Below are 20,543 nucleotides of genomic sequence, written 5' to 3' on the forward strand. Positions count from 1 at the left end.
GTGAGCGGTGGACGCACACGTGTGCTGGGGCTCGACGAGCTCGGCGAGGGGGAGCGGGAGCGATGGCGTGAGCTGCGCGCCGCCTCGGAGGCACCGCGCAGCCCTTTCATGGAACCGGAGTTCGCCGCCGCCGTGTCCGGGGTGCGGCCGCAGGCCCGGGTCGCGGTGCTGTACGAGGGAGCGTCCGCCGAGCCGGCCGGCTTCCTGCCGTACGAGCGGGGCGCGTGGGGGCAGGGCCGGGCGATCGGGCTCGGGGTCTCGGACTGCCAGGGCGCCGTCCTGCGGCCGGGTCTCGTGCTGGAGACCGGTGACCTGCTGCGTGCCTGCTCGGTGTCGAGCTTCGCCTTCGACAACCTGGAAGCGGACCAGACCCTCTTCGTCCCGCAGGCGGCCCAGGAACACGCCACCTTCGTCATCGCCGTGGAGAAGGGCTACGAGACCTACGAGTCCGTCCTGCGCACCCAGTCGCCGAAGTTCCTGAAGACCACCCTGGCCAAGGAGCGCAGGCTCGGCCGCCAGGCCGGACCCGTGCGGTTCGTGTTCGACGAACACGACCCGGCCGCGCTGCGCACCCTCATCGGGTGGAAGTCCGCGCAGTACCGCAGGACCGGGCGCCGCGACCGGTTCGCGCGGGAGTGGATCACCCGGCTCGTGGGCCGCCTGGCCGAAACCCGGGCTCCGGAGTGCGCGGGCACCCTGTCCGTCCTGTACGCCGGGGACCGTCCCGTCGCCGCCCACTTCGGCCTGCGCTCGGCCTCGGTGCTGGCCTGCTGGTTCCCGGCGTACGACCCGGAGTTCGCGAAGTTCTCGCCGGGGCTCGTGCTGCATCTGCGGATGGCCGGGGCGGCGGCCGGCGAGGGCATCGGTCTGCTCGACATGGGGCGCGGCCCGGCCGAGTACAAGGACTCGCTGAAGACGGGCGAACGTGCCGTCTACGAAGGCGAGGCGACACGTCCGGGCCTGGGCGCCACGCTCCAACTGCTGCGCCGCGAGCCCGCACGCCGTGCGCACCGCTTCGTCGTCGCCCGTCCGCGTCTCGCCTCGCTGGCGTCACGCGCCTTGAAGGGGGCGGCGCGGCCGCGCCGGCCCTGAGTTCGTCAGTTCGTCAGTTCGTCAGTTCGTCAGTTCGTCAGGGGGCCGGTCGTGAGGACGAGAACCGCTCGGGACGGCCACGGCCGCTTGCGACAACCGTTCGTGAGGAGGGGAGGAGCCATGTCCCGCACGGCACGTACCCAGGGGGAGATACGGCGGTTCCTGGACATCGGCGCGGTCCAGGTCGCCGAACTGGACCTGACCGGCGAGGAGGGGGAAGCCACCCTGAGACCCGGTCCGGGCAGCCCGCCGGTGACGCACGGCGAGGTGTTCCTGCTGGTCAGGAAGGACGGTCTGCCGGTGGGCACGCTGCTGGGAAAGGTCCCGGATGGGGCCGATCCGACGACGGTCCTGGCGGCGCTCGCACGGGAGGCACACGGGCACGGGCAGGGGCAGGGGCAGGGGCAGGCAAACGACATGGCGGGGGCGGCCGGGCCGCCGCCCCCGCCACCGTTCGCCTCGGTCGTCGTGGCCACCCGGGAGCGGGCCGGACCGCTCGCCCGCGCCCTCGACTCGCTCCTCGCGCAGGACCATCCGCGCTTCGAGATCGTCGTCGTCGACAACGCGCCCGTGACGGACGAGACACGTGACCTGGTGCGGCAGAAGTACGGGGAGCGCGTGCGGTACGTGCGCGAGCCGGTCCCCGGACTGGCGACCGCGCACAACACCGGGCTCGACCACGCCCTGGGCGAGGTGATCGCGTTCACCGACGACGACGTCGTCGCCGACGCCCGCTGGCTCACCGAGCTGGCCGCGCCCTTCGCCGCCGACCCGGAACTCGGCTGTGCCACCGGCCTGATCCTGCCCGCCCGGCTGCGCACCCCGGCCCAGGTCCTGCTGGAGAGCCACGGCGGCTTCGCCAAGGGGTTCACGCCGACGACGTACGACCCGCAGGACCCGCCCCGCGACGAACCGCTGTTCCCCTTCACCGCGGGCCGGTTCGGCTCCGGGGCGAACATGGCGTTCCGTACCGGAGTGCTGCGCGCGGTCGGTGGTTTCGACCCGGCCACCGGCGCCGGGACGCCCGCCCGGGGCGGCGACGACCTGTACGGGTTCGTCCGGGTCCTCGCCCAGGGGCACAGGCTGCGCTACACGCCCCGGGCGCTGGTGTGGCACCACCACCGTGAGACATGGGCCGATCTGGAGACCCAGGCGTTCGGCTACGGCGCCGGCCTCACCGCCTATCTCACGGCGATCCTGGTCAACCGGCCCGCGCTGCTGCCGGCGTTCCTGGCCCGGCTGCCCCGCGGCCTGTCCCACGCCCGCGGCCTCACCGCCGCACGGGACACCGGGAACTCCGGGGAAGCCGGTGCCGGCCCGGCCGCTCCGGGCGATCACGGCACCCGTACGCATCCCTGGCCGCGCCGCCTCTCACACCTGCAGCGCAAGGGGATGCTGTACGGCCCGGTCGGCTATCTGCGGGCCCGGCGGGCGACGGGCGGGGCGGCGGGGGAGGCCTTGGGCGGCCGGGCGGCCGGGGGTGCGCGATGACGGCGTCGTCCTCACAGGACCCGAAGCCTCCAGCCATCCCGGTGTTTCTCTATCACGCCGTGATGGACGACCCGCCCGACTGGATCGCCGAGTTCACCGTCACGCCGAGGGAGTTCGCGGCGCATCTCGACACGCTCGAGGACAGCGGCCGCACCCCCGTCACCATCAGCGCCCTCGCGGGCCATCTCACCGGGCGGGCGCCCCTGCCGCCCCGGCCGGTGCTCCTCACCTTCGACGACGGCTTCGCGGACCTGCCCGGTCCCACCGCCGGCCTCCTGACCCGGCGCTCCCTGCCGGCCACCGCGTACCTCACCACCGGCGCCATCACCCCGAGAGGCCACAGCCTGCTGCCGCCGGCGCCGATGATGACCCTGGACCGGGTGGCGGAGCTGGAGGCTTCCGGAATGGAGATCGGCAGCCATACGGTCAGCCACGCCCAGCTGGACACGCTGGCCGGGAAGCAGCTGCGTGCCGAACTGGCCGACTCCAAGGCCGTGCTGGAGGACACCCTCGGCCATCCGGTCCTCCATCTCGCCTACCCGCACGGCTACAACAGCCCCCGGGTGAGGGCCATGGCGTCCCGCACCGGGTACGAGACGGCGACCGCGGTGCGGCACGCGCTCAGCTCGGACCGGGACGAGCGCTACCGCATCGCCCGGCTCATCGTCCGCCGCAGCCACACCGTCGCCGACGTCAGGGCCTGGCTGGCGGGCGACGGTGCCCGCGTCGCCCCCTACCGCGACGGCCCGAAGACGATCGCCTGGCGCTGGTACCGGCACGCCCGCGCGACGCTCCGCGGACCGGAGTTCGCGGGCTGAGGCACGGGACGAACGGGGAGGGCGGCCGGGCGGGCGCGGCGGCCCTCCCCGTGGTCACTCACTCGGTGGGCTGGTTCAGATGCGGGTCGGCCGCCGCCTCGCGCAGGGCCTCCCACGCCGCCTCGTCGGCCACGGCCAGGTTGCAGTGGGGCCCGGGGTCGCGGTGGTTCCACTGAAGCGCGGCCTTGACGCCCTCCAGCCCCTTCAGCACGGGCGGCACCTGCGCGTACCACTCCGCCTGCCGCTTCGGCCGGGCGGAGTCTGCCGCGCTGCCGAACTCGGAGAGCATCAGCGGCTTGTCGGCGGAGATGTTCTCGCGTATCCACTCGTGCGTGGCCGTCTGGGTCTGCTCGAAGGTCAGCCACTCGGTCTTGTGGCAGCGGTAGTAGTTGTACTGGTTGTAGCCGATCCAGTCGACGTACTCGTCCCCCGGGTACATCGTCTTGAACAGGTCGCCGTGGTTCAGGTAGCCGGTGACGATCCAGGTCCACACCACGTTGTCCACGCCGAGTTCCCGGAACCGGTCGTGGATGTGCCGGTACGCCTGCACGTACTGGGCCGGGGTGCCGTTGGCCGGGGTGCGCGTGTCCATCTCGAGGTCGAAGGAGAGGAAGACCTTCTTCCCCGTGCGCTGCCCGTAGTCCTTGATGCGCTGCGCCTGGACGTCGATCACGGTCGCGTCCAGGTCGCCGGCGGCTATCTCCTCCCACCTCGGCTGCTGCCCCTTCGTGCCGCCCCACCACTTGCTCTCCCAGGACAACAGCAACATGTGGTCCTCACCGACCCGTTGTTCCTCCGGGCTCAGCAACTGACCTTCCCTGCGGGTACCTTCGGGCAGGGACATGTCGTGGTACGTGTAGACGATGTCGAGCTTGCGGCCCACCCGTTCCTCGTAGGCCTCCACCTTCTCCTCCAGGTTGGCCCGTCCGTGCGGCACGAAGGCCCCGAACCAGGCACCGCACGGCGGTTCGAGCAGTTCCGTGGGCCGGCACTCCTCGTCCGTCCCGGACGGCTCCGAGGTGTTCCGCAGGACGAGGACGGCGACCAGTACCGCGGAGACGACCGCGGCCGAGGTGATCACTGCCCGACGGCGGCTCGCGGCCTGCCGCCCGGCCTTCTGCTCACGGTGCCGGCCGGTTCCTCCAGGGGATCCGGGGCCTGCGGGAGGGCCGGTGGCCGGGCCTGCGGCCGGACGGCCGGCGGTCGGGCCGGCTTTGGACCGGACACCGCGCAGGACGGTGGTGATACGGCGGAGCGTGCGAGCGAACCTCACAGGACGGAACCCTTCCGTGTCCTCGACGACGGGGAGGCGTGCGGCCGCGGGCAGAACGCGGCGAGTGTGGTCAGCAGTGTCAGGGCCAGCAGTACCCGCCGGGCGCTGAAGGTGTGCGTGGCGATCAGTACCGTCGCGACGATCATCACCGCGGCGACGCTGACGAAGACGGCCAGCATCAGCCGTTCCAACAGATCGGAGTGGCGGACGAAGTCGGGGTCGCGCCGCTCGCCGGGCCCCCGTGCGGACCGTACGCGCAGCGCGGGACCGCAGAGGCCGACCAGGGCCGCGCCCGGCCCCGCCGGCAGGAAGACGACGACGGCCGCGCAGCGCAGCGGCGAACCGCCGGGCAGGGCGAGCGCGGCGAGCGCCAGCCAGCCGGCGAACGGCGGAAGCATCCGGATCACGAGATCCTGTGGTGTCATCACTCCGCTCCCCCTTCCTCTCCGGTCCCCTCTGTTCCTTCTGCTTCCTCCGCCTGCCGCAGTTCGTAGACCGCCCCCGCACTGTTCTCCGCCACCAGCCGGAACCGCGGCGACGCGGCGACGGACTCCAGGACGCTGTTCAACCGGGCACCGGTGAGCTGACCGTTCATCTCGGAGTTGGCCGACTGGCCCTGGGTGAAGAGGAGGTAGGCCCGGCTCGGACGGTCCACTCCCGCCATGTCGGTGGCGAGGGTGCCGGCCGGGTCCCGCACGATCTCGTCGACGTGGCTCCGGTCGTCCTCGAGGAACCAGTAGTGGTCGATGCTTCCGTACGAGGCGTAGGCGAGCGGGTAGTTGCGGTTGGCGGCGACGACCAGCGAGCCCTCGGGCGCTTCGTCGAGGAGCTGCCCCACCAGGGCCACCTCCTGCGGTGGGAAGTAGTTGACCCGGTCCTTGCCCGAATAGCTCGGAACGAACGCCAGGGTCCCGGCGAGCAGCACGAACAGCGAGCCCCGGACGCGGACACCGAAGCCGGTGCGGAACCGGAACCGGTCACCGAGGCCGCGGCGGGCGGAAACCCGGTCCGCATCGCGGACCCGGGCGTCACCGCGGGCCCTCGCCTCCGCCTCCGTGGCGGCGGGGGTGCGCACCTCGGGCAGCAGGGCGGCGGCGGCGAAGAAGGCGACGCCGGGCAGCATGAACATCAGGACCCGGAAGATCATTTCGCTGCCGTAGCTGCTCGCCACGAACATCGGCAGCGGTGCCGCCGTGACCACCAGCAGCGGCATCGCGCGGTACCGCAGTACGGGCTGGAGCCAGACCCCGGCCGCCGCCAGCAGCAGGACGGAGCCCGAGAGCAGCCGGGCCGCCCACGAGGTCGCGATCGCCCCGGCACCGGTCGGGGTGGCGCCGTAGCCCGTCTCGACGTTGCCGCCGACGTCGCCCACTGCGCGGATCATGTCCGGCAGCGCGGCGGACAGGAAGGGCAGCGCGGCCGTCAGACACCAGGCCAGGAAGATGACGACCGTCGTGACCACCGGCACCCAGTCCCGGTGGCGGCGGAGCAGGACCAGCGCGAGCAACGACACGACCAGCATGGCGGGGGTGAGCTGGTGCGAGATGACGATCGCCGTCACCAGCACGGTGAGCACGACGGTCCAGATCACCTGCCCCCGCCGCCCGCTGCCCCCTCCCCCGCCCGAAGGGCCGTACCGGCGCAGCACCACGGCCAGCACGCCGAGGTGCAGCGCGAAGGCGACGGACTGCGGGGAGAAGTAGTCCTGGCCCACCCAGTTGCCGACGTAAAAGAGCCAGACCGCGGTCCAGATCAGCCGTCGGTCCTCGGTGAAGGTGCGGTAGACCAGCAGCAGTGGGAACAGCAGCATCAGGCTGGACGCCAGCGGCCACCACGCCATGTACACCGCCGCCGAGTCCACGCCCAGCAGCCGCACCAGCGCCGCCTGCGCGGCGAAGAAGCCCGGCCACTGGTCGTAGACCGCCATGTCACCGATCCGGTCGGCGGTCTGGAACCCGCCGGCGGTCAGCAGGTGATCGACGACACCGTCGTGCTTCCACGCCCAGGCGTACAACGGGGTCGGGTAGAGCACGGCCTGGGTGGCCCGCTCCATCACCAGCAGGCCGAGCACGTACGCCGCCGGCCAGCCGCCGGGCCGACGCCGGTCGCGGACCGTGGACCAGAAGCCGGCGGTGAGGACGACGAGGCCGGCCCAGAAGCCCGGGTGGAGCGCGGTGACCAGACCGTAGTCGTCGAGCCGCGACACATCGGTGTGCCGTACCGCGTACAGCCACAGGGCGAGCGCCGCGAGCAGCGGCAGGGCGGGCCGGAGTGCGAGGGTCCGGCGCACGGGCCAGAAGGGCGGCAGGTCGGAAAGATCCGTCACGGGCTCCTGGCCAGGGGCCGACGACTCCGAGGAAGGGCGGGTCCGCGACTCGGTCCGCGAAGGCGGCTCCGCAGAGGTGTCCGCAGGCGTGACGGGTGCCGGTGTGCTCTCTGGTGCGGGCTCGGACGCGGATCTCTCGCGTGGAGTGGCTGGCGGACGCACGGTGGTTCCCCCCTGGCGGTTCGTTCGGCTCCAAAGGCTTGGTTCGATCTCTGGTTCAGCCGTTCGGTTGTCTGTGGCCGGGCGGCCACGACGCCGTCACGGCACGGCGGAGCGGCGGAAGTCGGAGAAGGGGCAGCAGCAGAAGCAGTGCGGCGAGCAGCGGCGGTGACACAGGCGCGAGCACGTCCCGCCACACCCAGCCGGCCACGGCGGCGAGATACAACGCCCCCCAGCGTCCCGGCCAGGACAGCCGGTCGCCGCCCACCCGCTCGAGCAGCGGCCACAGTACGACGAGGCACAGCAACTGGCACACCTGCGGCGTCCAGCGCAGCAGCGGCCCCGGCCCGTCGATTCCCACCGCGTCCGCGAGGAATCCGGCTGTCCGGACATACGGCGCCCCGCCCACCGGCGAGGGTTCCCGGCCGAGCGCGACCGGTGCAGCGTACAGGGCGAGCAGGGCCGAGCCCAGCGCGGTGCCGGGGAGCCAGGGGTCGGGCGCCGTGCACAGCGTCACCGCCGCGACGAGGACCAGGAGCAGCACTCCGCCCGCCGTGAGTGCCGCGAGCGGCAGCCCTTCCAGCAACTGCCGTCCCGTCGGTCCGCCCTGCCGGTCCGATGACGGTGCGCCGAGCCGGTACAGGGGGCGCGTCGACGCCCAGAAGGCGACGGTGGCAATTCCGAGCAGCCCCCAGAGGACGTCCCGCAGCCGCCGCTCGGACCGGTCGGATCCGTCACCGCCTGCGGCCTCGCGGCGTTCGTCGCGTCGGGGCGGGGTCTCGTCCCGGACCGGTGCGCGTGTGTTCCGTGGAGTGGGTTCCACGTGATCGCCGGCCACCTGGCCGCCCGCCGCCTCGCACTCGTGCGCCTCGGCGTCCGGGGACTCCCCCGGCTCGGCGTCCGGACCCACGCCTGCGTCCGCGACCTGCTCCGAGTCCCCGTCCGGGTCGGTCTCCGGGGCCGCGTCCGGCCCCGGCCCCGCGTCCGGCTGCGGGTCCCCGTCCGTGGGGCGGGGCCGGACGATGAACGCCATCGTGTCCGCCTGGAGGGCCTCCCGTTCGTAACCGGGGGTGCCGATGAACAGCGTGACGGTGTCCGCGTCGTCCTGCTCGCGGTCCTTGTCCTCGTACGCGGCCCGGCGGGCCCAGCCCGTGCCGTACCCGGCGGTGGCGTTCAGCTTCGCCCAGCGCGTGCCGTAGACGGGGCCGGTGGAGGCGCCCCCGGCCAGGCCCGGCCCGCTCGCCGTGCCGTCCTTGCCGCCGTCCCCGCCCGGCCGGTCGACGGGCCCACCCGGCCCGCTGTGCCCGCCGCGCGTGTCGCGCAGCGCCGAGCGCAGGCCGAACACCGAGACGGCGGCGACCACCGTCATGCCGATCAGCACCGCCCACCCGGCGCCCGCGATGCCCGCCGGCGTGAACAGCACGGCCGCGCTGCCCAGGACCAGCACGCACATGGCTCCTTGGAGCACGGCGAGCACCCCGGTACGCCCCTGCACCCGCAGCACCCCGATGTACAGCTCCACGACCACCCGGGGCAGCGCCCCGAGCGCCAGCAGTCGCAGCACCGTCGAACCGTGCTCGGCGTAGTCCGCGCTGAACGGCGTGAGGATCAGCGGCGCGAAGACCACCAGCACCAGCACGACCGGCACCAGAAGCAGCGTCATCCGACGCAGCGCCCCCCGTACCCCGTCCGCGAGCCGGCGTGGGTCGTGCGAGGCGTGGGCGGTGAGCGACGCGGCCATGTTGACGGCCATGAACTCCATGGTTCCGCCGACGGTGTACGCCACGTAGAAGTAGCCGTTCTCGGCGGCGCTGAAGCGGACCGCGACCATCACCGGCAGGAGATTGATCATCGCCAGGCTGAACAGCGCGCCGAGCGAGTCACCGGCGAGGAAGCGGCCCATGTCGCGGATCCCGGGCGGTTCCCGGTCGCGGTCGGCGGCGGCCTGACGCGGGATGAGCCGGCGGAAGATCAGCCAGCCGAGCGGAAGTGTGGAGAACGCGATCGCGACGGCCCAGGACACGAAGATGCCCAGCACCGGCAGCGCGCTCGCGAAGACGGCCAGCAGGACCAGCTTGCCGGCGGAGAAGAGGGCGTTGCCGACGGGCACCCACTCGGTCTTGCGCAGGCCCGTGAGCACCCCGTCCTGCAGGGTGAGCAGTGCCCAGGCCACGCACGCCGCGACGAACAGCGCGCCCGCCAGAGGCGTGCCCAGGGGTTCGTACGACGCGCCCCACAGGTCGAGCGTGAGCAGGAAGGCGCCCGTGGCCAGTGCGACGACCAGCGAACTCGCCCCGTACACGCCCCACACCAGGCGCCCGGTCCCACGCCCTGCGCGCGGTACGAAACGGACCACGGCACCGATCATCGTGGTCGCGGTGATGCTCGCGAGCAGCCGCATCGCGGCGATGGCGGCGGAGCCCTGGCCGACCGCGTCCTCGGAGTAGTAGCGCGCGGCCACGAGCCAGAAGCCCAGCCCGAGGACGGCGGACACGCCGGTGCTGAGCATCAGGAAGTAGGCGTTCCTGAACAGCGAGTCGGAGCCGTCGGGGCCGGGACTGTCGTCGGCGGGTCCGGGTCCGCCGACGCTGCCGGTGCGCACCGCGGCGGGCTCGTGCACCTGGATCTCAGCCACGGGGCGGCCCCAGACCTCTCGTCGTGGTCCCCTCCGGCGGCTCCGATGTGTCCCGCGCGGCCGGCGTGTCCGCCTCCTTCGGCGGTTCGGCCGGCCGGGCCCCGGACCGCTCCAGGACCTCCACCGCCTCACGTGCCCGCAGCGGGTCCACGGGCAGCGCGTGCCGCGCGAACCAGCGAGCGTTGCCGGGGCCGGGCGACGGGTCCGTGAAGGCCGCTCCCGCATAGTCGTCCAGGGGCGGGTCGTAGAGGTCGCCGACGACGATGCCGTGCCGGGCCAGTGCCGCCGTCGCCGCGTCCCGGTCCGCGACCGGCAGGGGCACCCGGAACAGCGGTTGCACCGCGCCGTCCGCCGGTGCCCGGGCCCACGGCGTCGACAGCAGCAGCCGCGTGCCCGTCCGCGAGGCCCGTAGGACGTCGTCCAGCCGCCCGAGACCGCGGTGGACGCGGCGCAGGCGCAAGGGGCCGGGCTCCAGCCGGTAGTCGTGCATGTCGACCCGCACCCAGGGGTCGTGTGCGGCCCGGTCCGGCGCTGAGCGCACGGCACCGGCCAGCGCGTCCGGACGCAGCGGCATCCGGATTCCCTCACGCTCCGTCAGCCCCAGCAGGCCCATCGTGGCCCGGGCGGCCCGGCGCAGCCCCAGCCGCCGCACGGCGGCCTCGGCGCAGGGCCGTACCGCGTAGGTGAGTTCGGACGTCACGCACCGCGGGGCGAGCAGTTCGGCACAGGCTTCACGCACGACCGCGCTCCGGTCCGGGTCGGCCAGCGCGAGGATGCCTCCCGTCCGGGCGCCGACGTGCTGGGAAAGGCGGAAAACGGAGGCGTCGCCCCAGGCCCCGACCGGCCGTCCGCCGACCTCGCTGCCGATGGCATGCGCCCCGTCCTCGAACAACGGGAGGCCCGACGCATCGCAGCGGGCCCGCAGCCCGGGCGCCGGATCCGGGTTGCCGTACAGGTTCGTGGTCAGTACGGCGGACAGCGAGTCCCACGTCCCCTCCGGCACGGCGTCGATGTCGATGGACGCGTCGAACGGGTTGAGCGGCGCCTGCACCGGGCGCAGGCCCGCCGCGAGCACCACGAAGAAGACGACGACGTCGTTGACCGGCGACATCGGCACCCTGCCGCCCGGCGGGCACCAGTGGCGCAGCGCCACGAACAGCCCGAACCTGAGCGACGGCACGTACACACATTCCCGGCCGAGCCGGCCGCGCATGGCATCTTCCAGCCTCTTCGGCTGCATGCCGGAGCGCGCCGATCCCGGACCGGCCTCCCCAATGGCCATCCGTCCCCCTGATGTGCCATCGGAACGCCCCCTCCCCGAGACCTTCCGGCACCCGCCCAGAGTCGCCCCGTTCGCACCACTCCGTCAAGATTGCGTCACACCCTGTGGACAACCTCCGCTGCGCAAGTGGAAGCGGCGCACGCGTCCTGCCGTCCCGGACACGTCCCACGCCCCGGACCCGCCCTCCGCCTCTGCCCAGGACCACCGCGGCCCCCGTAACGTGTGGCCTGGCCACGGACACGTGGAGCACCTGCGCACACGAGAGCGAGGCAGCACCCGATGCCCCCCTTCGATGTCCCCGAGGGCGATCCCTTCGGCCCGCACAATCTGCCGTACGGCGCGTTCTCACCCTCCGGCTCGTCGGAGCAGAGAGTGGGCGTCCGGCTCGGCGACCACGTCCTCGACGCCGGCGCGGCCGCACACGCCCTGGGTTCCCCGTACGCCTTCCTGCTCGCCCGCCCGACCCTCAACCCGCTGCTGGCGGCGGGCCGTACGGCTTGGTCGGACGTCCGGCGCGCCCTCACCGCCTGGGTGACCGTCCCGGCGCACCGGGAGACCGTCGAGCCGCTGTTCCACCCGCTGTCGTCGGTGGCCCTGCACCTCCCCTTCGAGGTCGCGGACTACGTCGACTTCTACGCCTCCGAGAACCACGCCCGCAACGTCGGCCGGATCTTCCGCCCGGACGCCGCCGACTCCCTCACCCCGAACTGGAAGCACCTGCCGATCGGCTACCACGGCCGCTCCGGCACGGTGCTGGTGTCCGGCACCGACGTCGTACGCCCCTCGGGGCAGCGCAAGGCCCCCACCGATCCGGCCCCGGTCTTCGGCCCGTCGGTGCGGCTGGACATCGAGGCCGAGGTCGGCTTCGTGGTCGGGGCGCCGTCCGAGCTGGGCCGGCCGGTGCCGCTCGGCGGCTTCCGCGACCACGTCTTTGGCCTCTGCCTCCTCAACGACTGGTCCGCACGCGACGTCCAGGCCTGGGAGTACGTCCCCCTGGGCCCGTTCCTCGGAAAGTCCTTCGCCACCTCGGTGTCGGCCTGGATCACCCCCCTGGACGCCCTGGAGGAGGCCCGGGTGGCACCGCCGGAGCGCACCCACGCGCTGCTGCCGTACCTGGACGACACGGACGAGGAACCCGGCGGTTACGACCTGCGGATCTCCGTGGCCGTCAACGGGCACGTCGTCTCCGAACCCCCCTTCTCCACCATGTACTGGACGGCCGCCCAGCAGCTCGCCCACATGACCGTGAACGGCGCTTCCCTGCGCACCGGCGACCTCTACGGCTCCGGCACCGTGAGCGGGCCCGCCGGGGGACAGCGCGGGTCCCTGCTGGAACTGACCTGGAACGGCCGCGACGCCCTCGAACTCCCCGGCGGCAAGCGGACGTTCCTCGAGGACGGCGATGTCGTGACCCTGTCGGCCTGGGCCCCGGGACCGGGCGGAGTCCGCGTCGGCCTCGGCGAGGTCACAGGACGGGTGACGCCCACGGTCTGACACGCACCGCGATCCGGCCCCCGCCGCGGTGCGCCCCCGCCGGCGCCGCGACGGGAGCCCCTCGCGTCCGCCGGCCGACGCCGCACCCCTGCCTCACGCCGCCCTCCGCCGTCATACTTGTCGGCGTCGGGTGGGGTACCGCTCCCGCACGCTCCACGCCGCACACCCACGCGTCACACGCCGGACACCCTCCGCACGGCGCGCAGACCGCACATCCCCGCACAACCCGAAGCAGCCCCCTTCCGACAGGATCCGGAGTCCGTGGCATGACTGGCACGCCCCTCTGCCTGCTCCTGCTGAGCGTTGTCTCCGTGACGGCCGCCTGGCCCGTCCCCCGTGCGCCGACCCGGGCGAACTGGCCGGAGCGGGAACCGGTGGTGGCCCTGTGGGTCTGGCAGTGTCTGGTCGCCACGGTCCTGTTGTGCTGCCTGACCGGCCGCAGGAGCGGACGGCTGCCGGGTCACAGCCAGTCGTCGGGCTCCGGCTCGGCGTCCATCTCCGGCCAGTCGTCACCGGTCCCGGCCCCGGCGTGGTGCCGGCCCACGTCACCGGTCCCGGCACGACCGGAGTCGCCCCCGGCGGCCTCGGCCGGGCCCTGCGCGCCGGCCGGTGATCCGCCCTGCGGCCCGCCCAGCGCCGCGAGCACCCCCACCACGCCCTCCCCGTACGTCACGAGCTTCTTCTCGCCCACCCCGCTGATCCCGTCGAGCTCGGCGACCGAACCGGGCCAGACCGTGACGATCTCGCGGAGCGTGGCATCGTGGAAGATGACGTACGCGGGGACGCCCTGCTCGCGGGCCTGTTCGGCACGCCAGGCGCGCAGCGCCTCGAAGGCCGGCAGGAGGTGCTCGGGCAGCTCGGCCGCCGCGGCCTTGGCCTTGCCCTTCCCGGAGCCCGGTGCCCCCGGGCTTCCCGGCCGGGAGGCCGTCGGCCTCTTCGGCTCCTTGCGCAGCGGCACCTCCCGCTCGCGCCGCAGCACGGTCCCGCTGGCCCCGGTCAGCACCAGCGTGCCGTAGTCCCCCTCGACCGCGAGCAGCCCCTGGGCCAGCAGCTGCCGGACGACGCCCCGCCATTCGGCCTCGCCGAGATCCTCACCGATCCCGAATACGGAGAGCTGGTCATGGTCGAACTGGATGACCTTGGCCGTGCGCTTGCCCAGCAGGATGTCCACGATCTGCACCGCGCCGAACTTCTGCCCGCGCTCCCGCTGCAGCCGGACCACCGTCGACAGCACCTTCTGGGCCGCGACGGTGCCGTCCCACGTCTGTGGCGGGGTGAGGCAGCAATCGCAGTTGCCGCAGCCCGCCGGGTCGGGGTTGTCCTGGCCGAAGTAGGCCAGGAGCTGCCCTCGCCGGCACCGGACCGTCTCGCACAGGGCGAGCATCGCGTCCAGGTGCTGGCCGGCCCGGCGCCGGAAAGCCTCGTCGCCCTCGCCCGACTGGATCAGCTTGCGCTGCTGTATGACGTCGTTGAGGCCGTACGCCATCCAGGCCGTGGACGGGAGCCCGTCGCGACCCGCACGGCCCGTCTCCTGGTAGTAGCCCTCGACGGACTTGGGCAGGTCGAGGTGGGCGACGAACCGGACGTCCGGCTTGTCGATGCCCATGCCGAAGGCGATGGTCGCCACCACGACCAGGCCGTCCTCCCGCAGGAAGCGGGACTGGTGCGCGGCACGCGTCCCCGCGTCCAGCCCTGCGTGGTACGGCACCGCCTCGACGCCGTTGCGGCTGAGGAACTCGGCGGTCTTCTCCACGGAGTTGCGGGAGAGGCAGTAGACGATGCCCGCGTCGCCCGCGTGCTCCTCCCGCAGGAAGTTCAGCAGCTGCTTCCTGGGGTCGGCCTTGGGCACGATCCGGTACTGGATGTTGGGCCGGTCGAAGCTCGCCACGAAGTGCCGGGCGTCCGGCATGGCCAGCCGCTCGGTGATCTCCTGGTGCGTGGTGTGCGTGGCTGTCGCGGTGAGCGCGATCCGGGGCACGTCCGGCCAGCGCTCGCCGAGCAGCGACAGGGAGAGGTAGTCCGGCCGGAAGTCGTGCCCCCACTGGGACACGCAGTGCGCCTCGTCGATCGCGAATACGGAGATCTTCCCCCGCGAGAGCAGGTCCAGGGAGCTGTCCAACCGCAGCCGCTCCGGCGCAAGATACAGCAGATCCAGCTCGCCGGCGAGGAACTCGGCCTCCACGACGCGCCGCTCCTCGAAGTCCTGTGTGGAGTTCATGAACCCGGCGCGCACGCCGAGCGCCCGCAGTGCGTCCACCTGGTCCTGCATCAACGCGATCAGCGGGGAGACGACGACTCCCGTACCCGGTCTGACCAGGGCCGGAATCTGGTAGCACAGCGACTTTCCGCCACCGGTCGGCATGAGCACCACGGCGTCCCCGCCCGCGACCACATGCTCGATCACCGCCTCCTGCTCACCGCGGAAGGCGTCGAATCCGAACACCCGCTGCAGCACCGCCAGCGCCTCGTTCTCCGTCACTGCCATGCCACCACTACCGCCCGTCCCACCCATCGGCCTGCCCCCGTACGACCACTCGCGGCCACCGCGTCCACTGCGGCCGTTCTCGACCACTGCGTCCACGATAGGCGCCCGGGCCGACATCCCCGGCGTTGTCCACAGACCGACGCCCCGGACGTGTCCACAGGCCTCCGGGCCAGTCACATCCGTGTACCGCTGTGCGCAGGGGGCCGCGTTCCGCCGGGCGCGGCAACGGCCCGGCACCCCCCCGAGCGGGTGCCGGGCCGCCCTGTCGTCGGCGGGCGCCGGGTCAGCGCACGAACACCCCCGCGTCCCCCGCCAACTCCAGGAAGTACTGCGGCGCGACGCCCAGCACCACCGTGACCGCCACGCCCAGCCCGATCGCCGTCATCGTCAGCGGTGACGGCACCGCGACGGTCGGGCCCTCGGGCCGCGGCTCGCTGAAGAACATCAGGACGATCACCCGGATGTAGAAGAACGCCGCGATCGCCGACGCAATCACACCGACCACGACCAACGGGACCGCGCCGCCCTCCGCCGCCGCCTTGAACACGGCGAACTTCCCGGCGAAGCCCGACGTCAGCGGAATGCCCGCGAAGGCGAGCAGAAACACCGCGAACACGGCCGCCACCAGGGGTGAACGGCGTCCGAGTCCGGCCCACTTGGACAGGTGCGTCGCCTCGCCGCCCGCATCCCGCACCAGCGTCACCACCGCGAACGCGCCGATCGTCACGAACGAGTACGCCGCCAGGTAGAAGAGGACGGACGAGATGCCCTCCGGCGTGGTCGCGATGACACCCGCGAGGATGAAGCCCGCGTGCGAGATCGCCGAGTACGCCAGCAGCCGCTTGATGTCGGTCTGGGTGATCGCGATGATCGCGCCGCCCAGCATCGTGACGATCGCGACGGCCCACATGACCGGCCGCCAGTCCCAGCGCAGGCCGGGGAGCAGGACGTACAGCACCCGCAGCAGGGCACCGAACGCGGCCACCTTGGTCGCCGCCGCCATCAGGCCCGTCACCGGCGTCGGCGCGCCCTGGTACACGTCCGGCGTCCACATGTGGAAGGGGACGGCACCGACCTTGAACAGCAGGCCCATGATCAGCAGGCCCGCGCCCACCAGGAGCAGCACGTCGTTGCCCATGGTGTTGACGAGCGCCGGGTCGACCTCCGCGATCGTGCCGTCGACGACCTGCGCGATCGTCGCGTACGACATCGAGCCCGCGTAGCCGTACAGCAGCGCGATGCCGAAGAGGAGGAACGCGGAGGCGAACGAGCCGAGCAGGAAGTACTTGACCGCGGCCTCCTGCGAGATGAGCCGCTTGCGTCGGGCCAGCGCGCAGAGCAGGTACAGCGGCAGGGAGAGGACCTCCAGGGCCACGAACAGGGTCAGCAGGTCGTTGGCCGCGGGGAAGACCAGCATGCCGGCGACCGCGAAGAGCAGCAGCGGGAACACCTCGGTGGTGGCGAACCCGGCCTTGACGGCCTTCTTCTCACCGTCGCTGCCCGGCACCGACGCGGCCTGGGCGGCGAAGGAGTCGACCCGGTTGCCGTGCGTCTTCGGGTCGAGTCTGCGCTCGGCGAAGGTGAACAGGCCGACCAGGGCGGTCAGCAGGATCGTGCCCTGCAGGAAGAGGGCGGGGCCGTCGACGGCGATCGCGCCCATGGCCACGATGCCCGCCTTGGTCGTGCCGTACCCGTCGGCGGCGAGCGCCACGACCGCGGCGAACGCGGAGACGAGTGCGGCCGACGCGACGAACATCTGTGCGTAGTAACGGGATCTGCGCGGTACGAAGCCCTCGATCAGGATTCCCAGGACCGCCGCACCGACGACGATCAGGGTGGGCGCGAGCTGCGCGTACTCGATCTTCGGCGCGTCGATCTTCGCGATCGGGTCGGCCGCGGTTGTCCACAGGCTGTGGACGACTGGCATGCTCACTTGGCCGCCTCCACCTCGGGCTGGGGGTCCTTCTGCTGGACGTCGGACATGGTCTGCTTCACCGCCGGGTTCACGATGTCCGTGACGGGCTTCGGGTAGACGCCCAGGAAGACCAGCAGCACGATCAGCGGCGCGGCCACGGCGATCTCGCGCACCCGCAGGTCGGGCATCCTGGCGAGCTCGGGCCTGAGGGGGCCCGTCATCGTCCGCTGGTAGAGGACGAGGGTGTAGAGCGCGGCGAGCACGATGCCGAAGGTGGCGATGATGCCGATCACCGGATACCGCGTGAACGTGCCGACCAGGACCAGGAACTCGCTGACGAACGGAGCGAGTCCGGGCAGCGACAGCGTCGCCAGACCGCCGATCAGGAACGTGCCGGCGAGCACCGGCGCGACCTTCTGGACCCCGCCGTAGTCGGCGATGAGCCGGGAGCCGCGCCGCGAGATGAGGAACCCGGCCACCAGGAGCAGGACGGCGGTCGAGATCCCGTGGTTGACCATGTACAGCGTCGCCCCGGACTGGCCCTGGCTGGTCATCGCGAAGATGCCCATGATGATGAAGCCGAAGTGCGAGATCGACGCGTAGGCGATCAGCCGCTTGATGTCGCGCTGGCCGACCGCGAGCAGGGCCCCGTAGATGATGCTGATGACCGCCAGCACCATGATCACCGGTGCCGCCCACTTGCTCGCCTCCGGGAACAGCTGGAGGCAGAAGCGCAGCATCGCGAAGGTGCCCACCTTGTCCACGACGGCCGTGATGAGCACGGCGACCGGGGTGGTGGACTCCTGCATGGCGTTGGGCAGCCAGGTGTGCAGCGGCCACATCGGCGCCTTCACCGCGAAGGCGAGGAAGAAGCCGAGGAACAGCCAGCGTTCGGTGCTCGTCGACATCTCGAGCGAGCCGTTGGCCCGCGCCTCGGCGATCTCGGTGAGCGAGAAGTTCCCGGCGACCACGTAGAGCCCGATCACCGCGGCCAGCATGACCAGACCGCCGGCCAGGTTGTAGAGCAGGAACTTGACCGCCGCGTAAGACCGTTGGGTCGCCGCGGCCTTCTCACCGTGCTGGTGGGCCCGGTCCCCGAAGCCGCCGATGAGGAAGTACATCGGGATCAGCATGGCTTCGAAGAAGACGTAGAAGAGGAAGACGTCGGTGGCCTCGAAGGAGATGATCACCATCGCCTCGACGGCCAGGATCAGGGCGAAGAAGCCCTGCGTCGGCCGCCACCTCCTGCTGCCCGTCTCCAGGGGGTCGGCGTCGTGCCAGCCCGCGAGGATGACGAACGGGATCAGCAGGGCGGTCAGCGCGATCAGCGCGACCCCGATGCCGTCCACCCCCAGTTCGTAACGGACTCCGAAGTCCGCGATCCAGGCGTGCGACTCGGTGAGCTGGTAGCGGTCGCCGTCCGGGTCGAAACGCACCAGGACGACGACCGCCAGCACCAGGGTGGCGACCGAGACCAGCAGGGCCAGCCACTTGGCGGCGGTGCGCTTCGTGGCCGGTACGGCGGCCGTGGCGATCGCCCCGATGGCCGGGAGCACCGCCGTCGCTGTCAGCAGAGGAAAGGACATCGGTATCAGACCGCCCTCATCAGCAGGGTCGCGGCGACCAGAACGGCCGCGCCCCCGAACATCGAGACCGCGTAGGACCGCGCGAAGCCGTTCTGCAGCCTGCGCATCCGCCCGGACAGGCCGCCGAACGAGGCCGCCGTTCCGTTGACGACGCCGTCGACCAGGGTGTGGTCGACGTACACCAGGGAGCGTGTGAGATGTTCGCCGCCGCGCACCAGGACCACGTGGTTGAAGTCGTCCTGAAGCAGGTCGCGCCGGGCGGCCCGGGTGAGCAGCGACCCCCGCGGGGCGAGCGCCGGGACCGGGCGGCGCCCGTACTGGCCCCAGGCGATCGCCACGCCGATGACCATGACCGCCACCGTGGACAGCGTGACCGTCAGGGCGCTGATCGGCGCGTGGCCGTGGTCGTGCCCGGTGACGGGCTCCAGCCAGTGCACGAACCGGTCGCCGATGCCGAAGAACGCGCCGGCGAACACGGAACCGAAGGCGAGCACGATCATCGGGATCGTCATGCTCCTCGGCGACTCGTGCGGATGCGGGGGCGTGTACTCGCCCCGGGTCTCCGCGGCCGGCTCCGCTCCGGGCCCGGCCGGGGACGGTGCCGGAGCCTTCCGCCAGCGTTCCTCGCCGAAGAACGTCATGAGCATCACGCGCGTCATGTAGTACGCGGTGATCGCAGCGCCCAGCAGGGCCACCCCGCCGAGGATCCAGCCCTCGGTGCCGCCCTTGGCGAACGCCGACTCGATGATCATGTCCTTGGAGAAGAAGCCGGACAGACCAGGGAAGCCGATGATGGCGAGGTAGCCGAGCCCGAAGGTGACGAAAGTGACCGGCATGTACCTGCGCAGTCCCCCGTAGCGGCGCATGTCGACCTCGTCGTTCATGCCGTGCATGACCGAACCGGCGCCGAGGAACAGCCCTGCCTTGAAGAAGCCGTGCGTCACCAGGTGCATGATCGCGAAGACGTAGCCGATGGGGCCGAGGCCCGCCGCGAGCACCATGTAGCCGATCTGCGACATCGTCGAACCGGCCAGCGCCTTCTTGATGTCGTCCTTCGCGCAACCGACGATCGCACCGAACAGCAGCGTGACCGCGCCGACGATGGTGACGACCAGTTGCGCGTCCGGGGTCCCGTTGAAGATGGCGCCCGAGCGGACGATCAGGTAGACACCCGCCGTCACCATGGTCGCGGCGTGGATCAGGGCCGAGACCGGGGTCGGGCCCTCCATCGCGTCCCCGAGCCAGGACTGCAGGGGCACCTGGGCGGACTTGCCGCAGGCGGCGAGCAGCAGCATGAGGGCGATCACGGTGAGCTTGCCCTCATCGGCGGCGCCGGCCAGCCCGGCCTCGTCGTGGCTGCCGAGCACCGGCCCGAAGGCGAAGGTGCCGAACCACAGGAACATCAGCATGATCGCGATCGACAGGCCCATGTCGCCGACCCGGTTGACCAGGAAGGCCTTCTTCGCCGCGGTCGCGGCGCTGGGCTTGTGCTGCCAGAAGCCGATCAGCAGGTAGGAGGCGAGACCGACGCCCTCCCAGCCGACGTACAGCAGCAGGTAGTTGTCGGCGAGGACGAGGACCAGCATCGCCGCGAGGAACAGGTTCAGATAGCCGAAGAAACGGCGGCGGCGCTCGTCGTGCTCCATGTACCCGATCGAGTACAGGTGGATGAGCGAGCCGACGCCGGTGATCAGCAGGACGAACGTCATCGACAGCTGGTCGAGCCGGAAGGCCGCGTCGGCCTGGAATCCCTCCACCGGGATCCAGCTGAACAGATGCTGCGTCAGGGTGCGGTCGGCGGCGGCGCTGCCCAGCATGTCGGTGAAGAGGACGACACCGATCAGGAAGGACACGGCGGCGAGCACCGTACCGATCCAGTGCCCGACGGCGTCCAGCCGGCGGCCGCCGCACAGCAGGACCGCCGCTCCGAGCAGGGGCGCCGCCACCAGCAGCGCAATCAGGTTCTCTGCATTACTCACGGTTCTAG

The 20,543-nt window shown here is 72.0% G+C and carries 13 protein-coding genes and 1 pseudogene; 5 read left to right on the forward strand and 9 right to left on the reverse strand.

The annotated features are described in order from the left end of the window. Positions 1-21 precede the first annotated feature (21 nt). The 3 genes from HUV60_RS13460 (at position 22) to HUV60_RS13470 (ending at position 3,401) form a co-directional block, all read left to right on the forward strand. Positions 22-1,092: a GNAT family N-acetyltransferase gene (locus tag HUV60_RS13460; RefSeq protein ID WP_269441182.1), complete on the forward strand. Its 1,071-nt coding sequence runs from the start codon at positions 22-24 to the stop codon at positions 1,090-1,092. 120 nt (positions 1,093-1,212) lie between these two features. Continuing rightward, the gene (locus HUV60_RS13465; protein ID WP_257851042.1) at positions 1,213-2,583 is read left to right on the forward strand and encodes a glycosyltransferase; all 1,371 of its coding nucleotides are present in this window, start codon (positions 1,213-1,215) and stop codon (positions 2,581-2,583) included. A 62-nt stretch (positions 2,584-2,645) separates the two neighbouring features. After that, the gene (locus HUV60_RS13470) at positions 2,646-3,401 is read left to right on the forward strand and encodes a polysaccharide deacetylase family protein (RefSeq protein ID WP_257851041.1); all 756 of its coding nucleotides are present in this window, start codon (positions 2,646-2,648) and stop codon (positions 3,399-3,401) included. 58 nt (positions 3,402-3,459) lie between these two features. Here HUV60_RS13470 and HUV60_RS13475 read toward each other — a convergent pair whose 3' ends face one another. From HUV60_RS13475 to HUV60_RS13495, 5 genes are all read right to left on the reverse strand, one after another. Next, a complete protein-coding gene (locus tag HUV60_RS13475; RefSeq protein WP_257851040.1) occupies positions 3,460-4,482 on the reverse strand; it encodes a glycoside hydrolase family 26 protein in 1,023 nt (340 codons plus the stop codon). 188 nt (positions 4,483-4,670) lie between these two features. Next, a complete protein-coding gene (locus HUV60_RS13480; RefSeq protein ID WP_257851039.1) occupies positions 4,671-5,099 on the reverse strand; it encodes a hypothetical protein in 429 nt (142 codons plus the stop codon). Continuing rightward, the gene (locus HUV60_RS13485; RefSeq protein ID WP_257851038.1) at positions 5,099-7,000 is read right to left on the reverse strand and encodes a glycosyltransferase; all 1,902 of its coding nucleotides are present in this window, start codon (positions 6,998-7,000) and stop codon (positions 5,099-5,101) included. The genes HUV60_RS13480 and HUV60_RS13485 overlap by 1 nt, the downstream gene beginning before the upstream one ends. 217 nt (positions 7,001-7,217) lie before the next feature. Continuing rightward, complete coding sequence (locus tag HUV60_RS13490) at positions 7,218-9,794, reverse strand: lipopolysaccharide biosynthesis protein (RefSeq protein WP_257851037.1); 2,577 nt, start codon at positions 9,792-9,794, stop codon at positions 7,218-7,220. After that, the gene (locus HUV60_RS13495; protein WP_443047285.1) at positions 9,787-11,076 is read right to left on the reverse strand and encodes a DegT/DnrJ/EryC1/StrS family aminotransferase; all 1,290 of its coding nucleotides are present in this window, start codon (positions 11,074-11,076) and stop codon (positions 9,787-9,789) included. Before HUV60_RS13495 ends, HUV60_RS13490 begins: the two co-directional genes overlap by 8 nt. 279 nt (positions 11,077-11,355) lie before the next feature. Here HUV60_RS13495 and fahA point away from each other — a divergent pair, with 279 nt between their 5' ends. Both fahA and HUV60_RS13505 read left to right on the forward strand, forming a co-directional pair. Continuing rightward, positions 11,356-12,570 (forward strand): fumarylacetoacetase, encoded by a 1,215-nt coding sequence (gene fahA / locus HUV60_RS13500; RefSeq protein ID WP_257851036.1) that lies wholly within the window; start codon positions 11,356-11,358, stop codon positions 12,568-12,570. 266 nt (positions 12,571-12,836) lie between these two features. Beyond that, a pseudogene (locus HUV60_RS13505) lies at positions 12,837-13,019 on the forward strand (M56 family peptidase); the annotation flags it as partial. Positions 13,020-13,030: 11 nt separating this feature from the next. Here the strand turns inward: HUV60_RS13505 and recQ are convergent. The 4 genes from recQ to nuoL all read right to left on the reverse strand — a co-directional run bounded on the left by recQ (position 13,031) and on the right by nuoL (position 20,535). Then, positions 13,031-15,055: a DNA helicase RecQ gene (gene recQ / locus HUV60_RS13510; protein WP_443047286.1), complete on the reverse strand. Its 2,025-nt coding sequence runs from the start codon at positions 15,053-15,055 to the stop codon at positions 13,031-13,033. Positions 15,056-15,338: 283 nt separating this feature from the next. After that, positions 15,339-16,988, reverse strand: a complete 1,650-nt coding sequence (gene nuoN / locus HUV60_RS13515; RefSeq protein ID WP_257851035.1) for an NADH-quinone oxidoreductase subunit NuoN — start codon at positions 16,986-16,988, stop codon at positions 15,339-15,341. After that, the gene (locus HUV60_RS13520) at positions 16,985-18,556 is read right to left on the reverse strand and encodes an NADH-quinone oxidoreductase subunit M (protein ID WP_257851034.1); all 1,572 of its coding nucleotides are present in this window, start codon (positions 18,554-18,556) and stop codon (positions 16,985-16,987) included. The genes nuoN and HUV60_RS13520 overlap by 4 nt, the downstream gene beginning before the upstream one ends. Positions 18,557-18,561: 5 nt before the next feature. Beyond that, positions 18,562-20,535 (reverse strand): NADH-quinone oxidoreductase subunit L, encoded by a 1,974-nt coding sequence (nuoL, locus tag HUV60_RS13525; protein ID WP_257851033.1) that lies wholly within the window; start codon positions 20,533-20,535, stop codon positions 18,562-18,564. Between the last annotated feature and the right edge of the window lie 8 nt (positions 20,536-20,543).

The sequence above is a fragment of the Streptomyces sp. KMM 9044 genome, assembly GCF_024701375.2.
Taxonomy (GTDB): Bacteria; Actinomycetota; Actinomycetes; order Streptomycetales; family Streptomycetaceae; genus Streptomyces.

Bases quoted from the DNA above. Each gene is read 5' to 3' on its own strand.
- HUV60_RS13465 (WP_257851042.1), top strand. From the start codon at position 1,213: ATGTCCCGCACGGCACGTACCCAGGGGGAGATACGGCGGTTCCTGGAC.
- HUV60_RS13470 (WP_257851041.1), top strand. From the start codon at position 2,646: ATGGACGACCCGCCCGACTGGATCGCCGAGTTCACCGTCACGCCGAGG.
- HUV60_RS13480 (WP_257851039.1), bottom strand. From the start codon at position 5,099: ATGACACCACAGGATCTCGTGATCCGGATGCTTCCGCCGTTCGCCGGC.
- HUV60_RS13495 (WP_443047285.1), bottom strand. From the start codon at position 11,076: ATGGCCATTGGGGAGGCCGGTCCGGGATCGGCGCGCTCCGGCATGCAG.
- fahA (WP_257851036.1), top strand. From the start codon at position 11,356: ATGCCCCCCTTCGATGTCCCCGAGGGCGATCCCTTCGGCCCGCACAAT.
- recQ (WP_443047286.1), bottom strand. From the start codon at position 15,055: ATGGCAGTGACGGAGAACGAGGCGCTGGCGGTGCTGCAGCGGGTGTTC.
- HUV60_RS13520 (WP_257851034.1), bottom strand. From the start codon at position 18,556: ATGTCCTTTCCTCTGCTGACAGCGACGGCGGTGCTCCCGGCCATCGGG.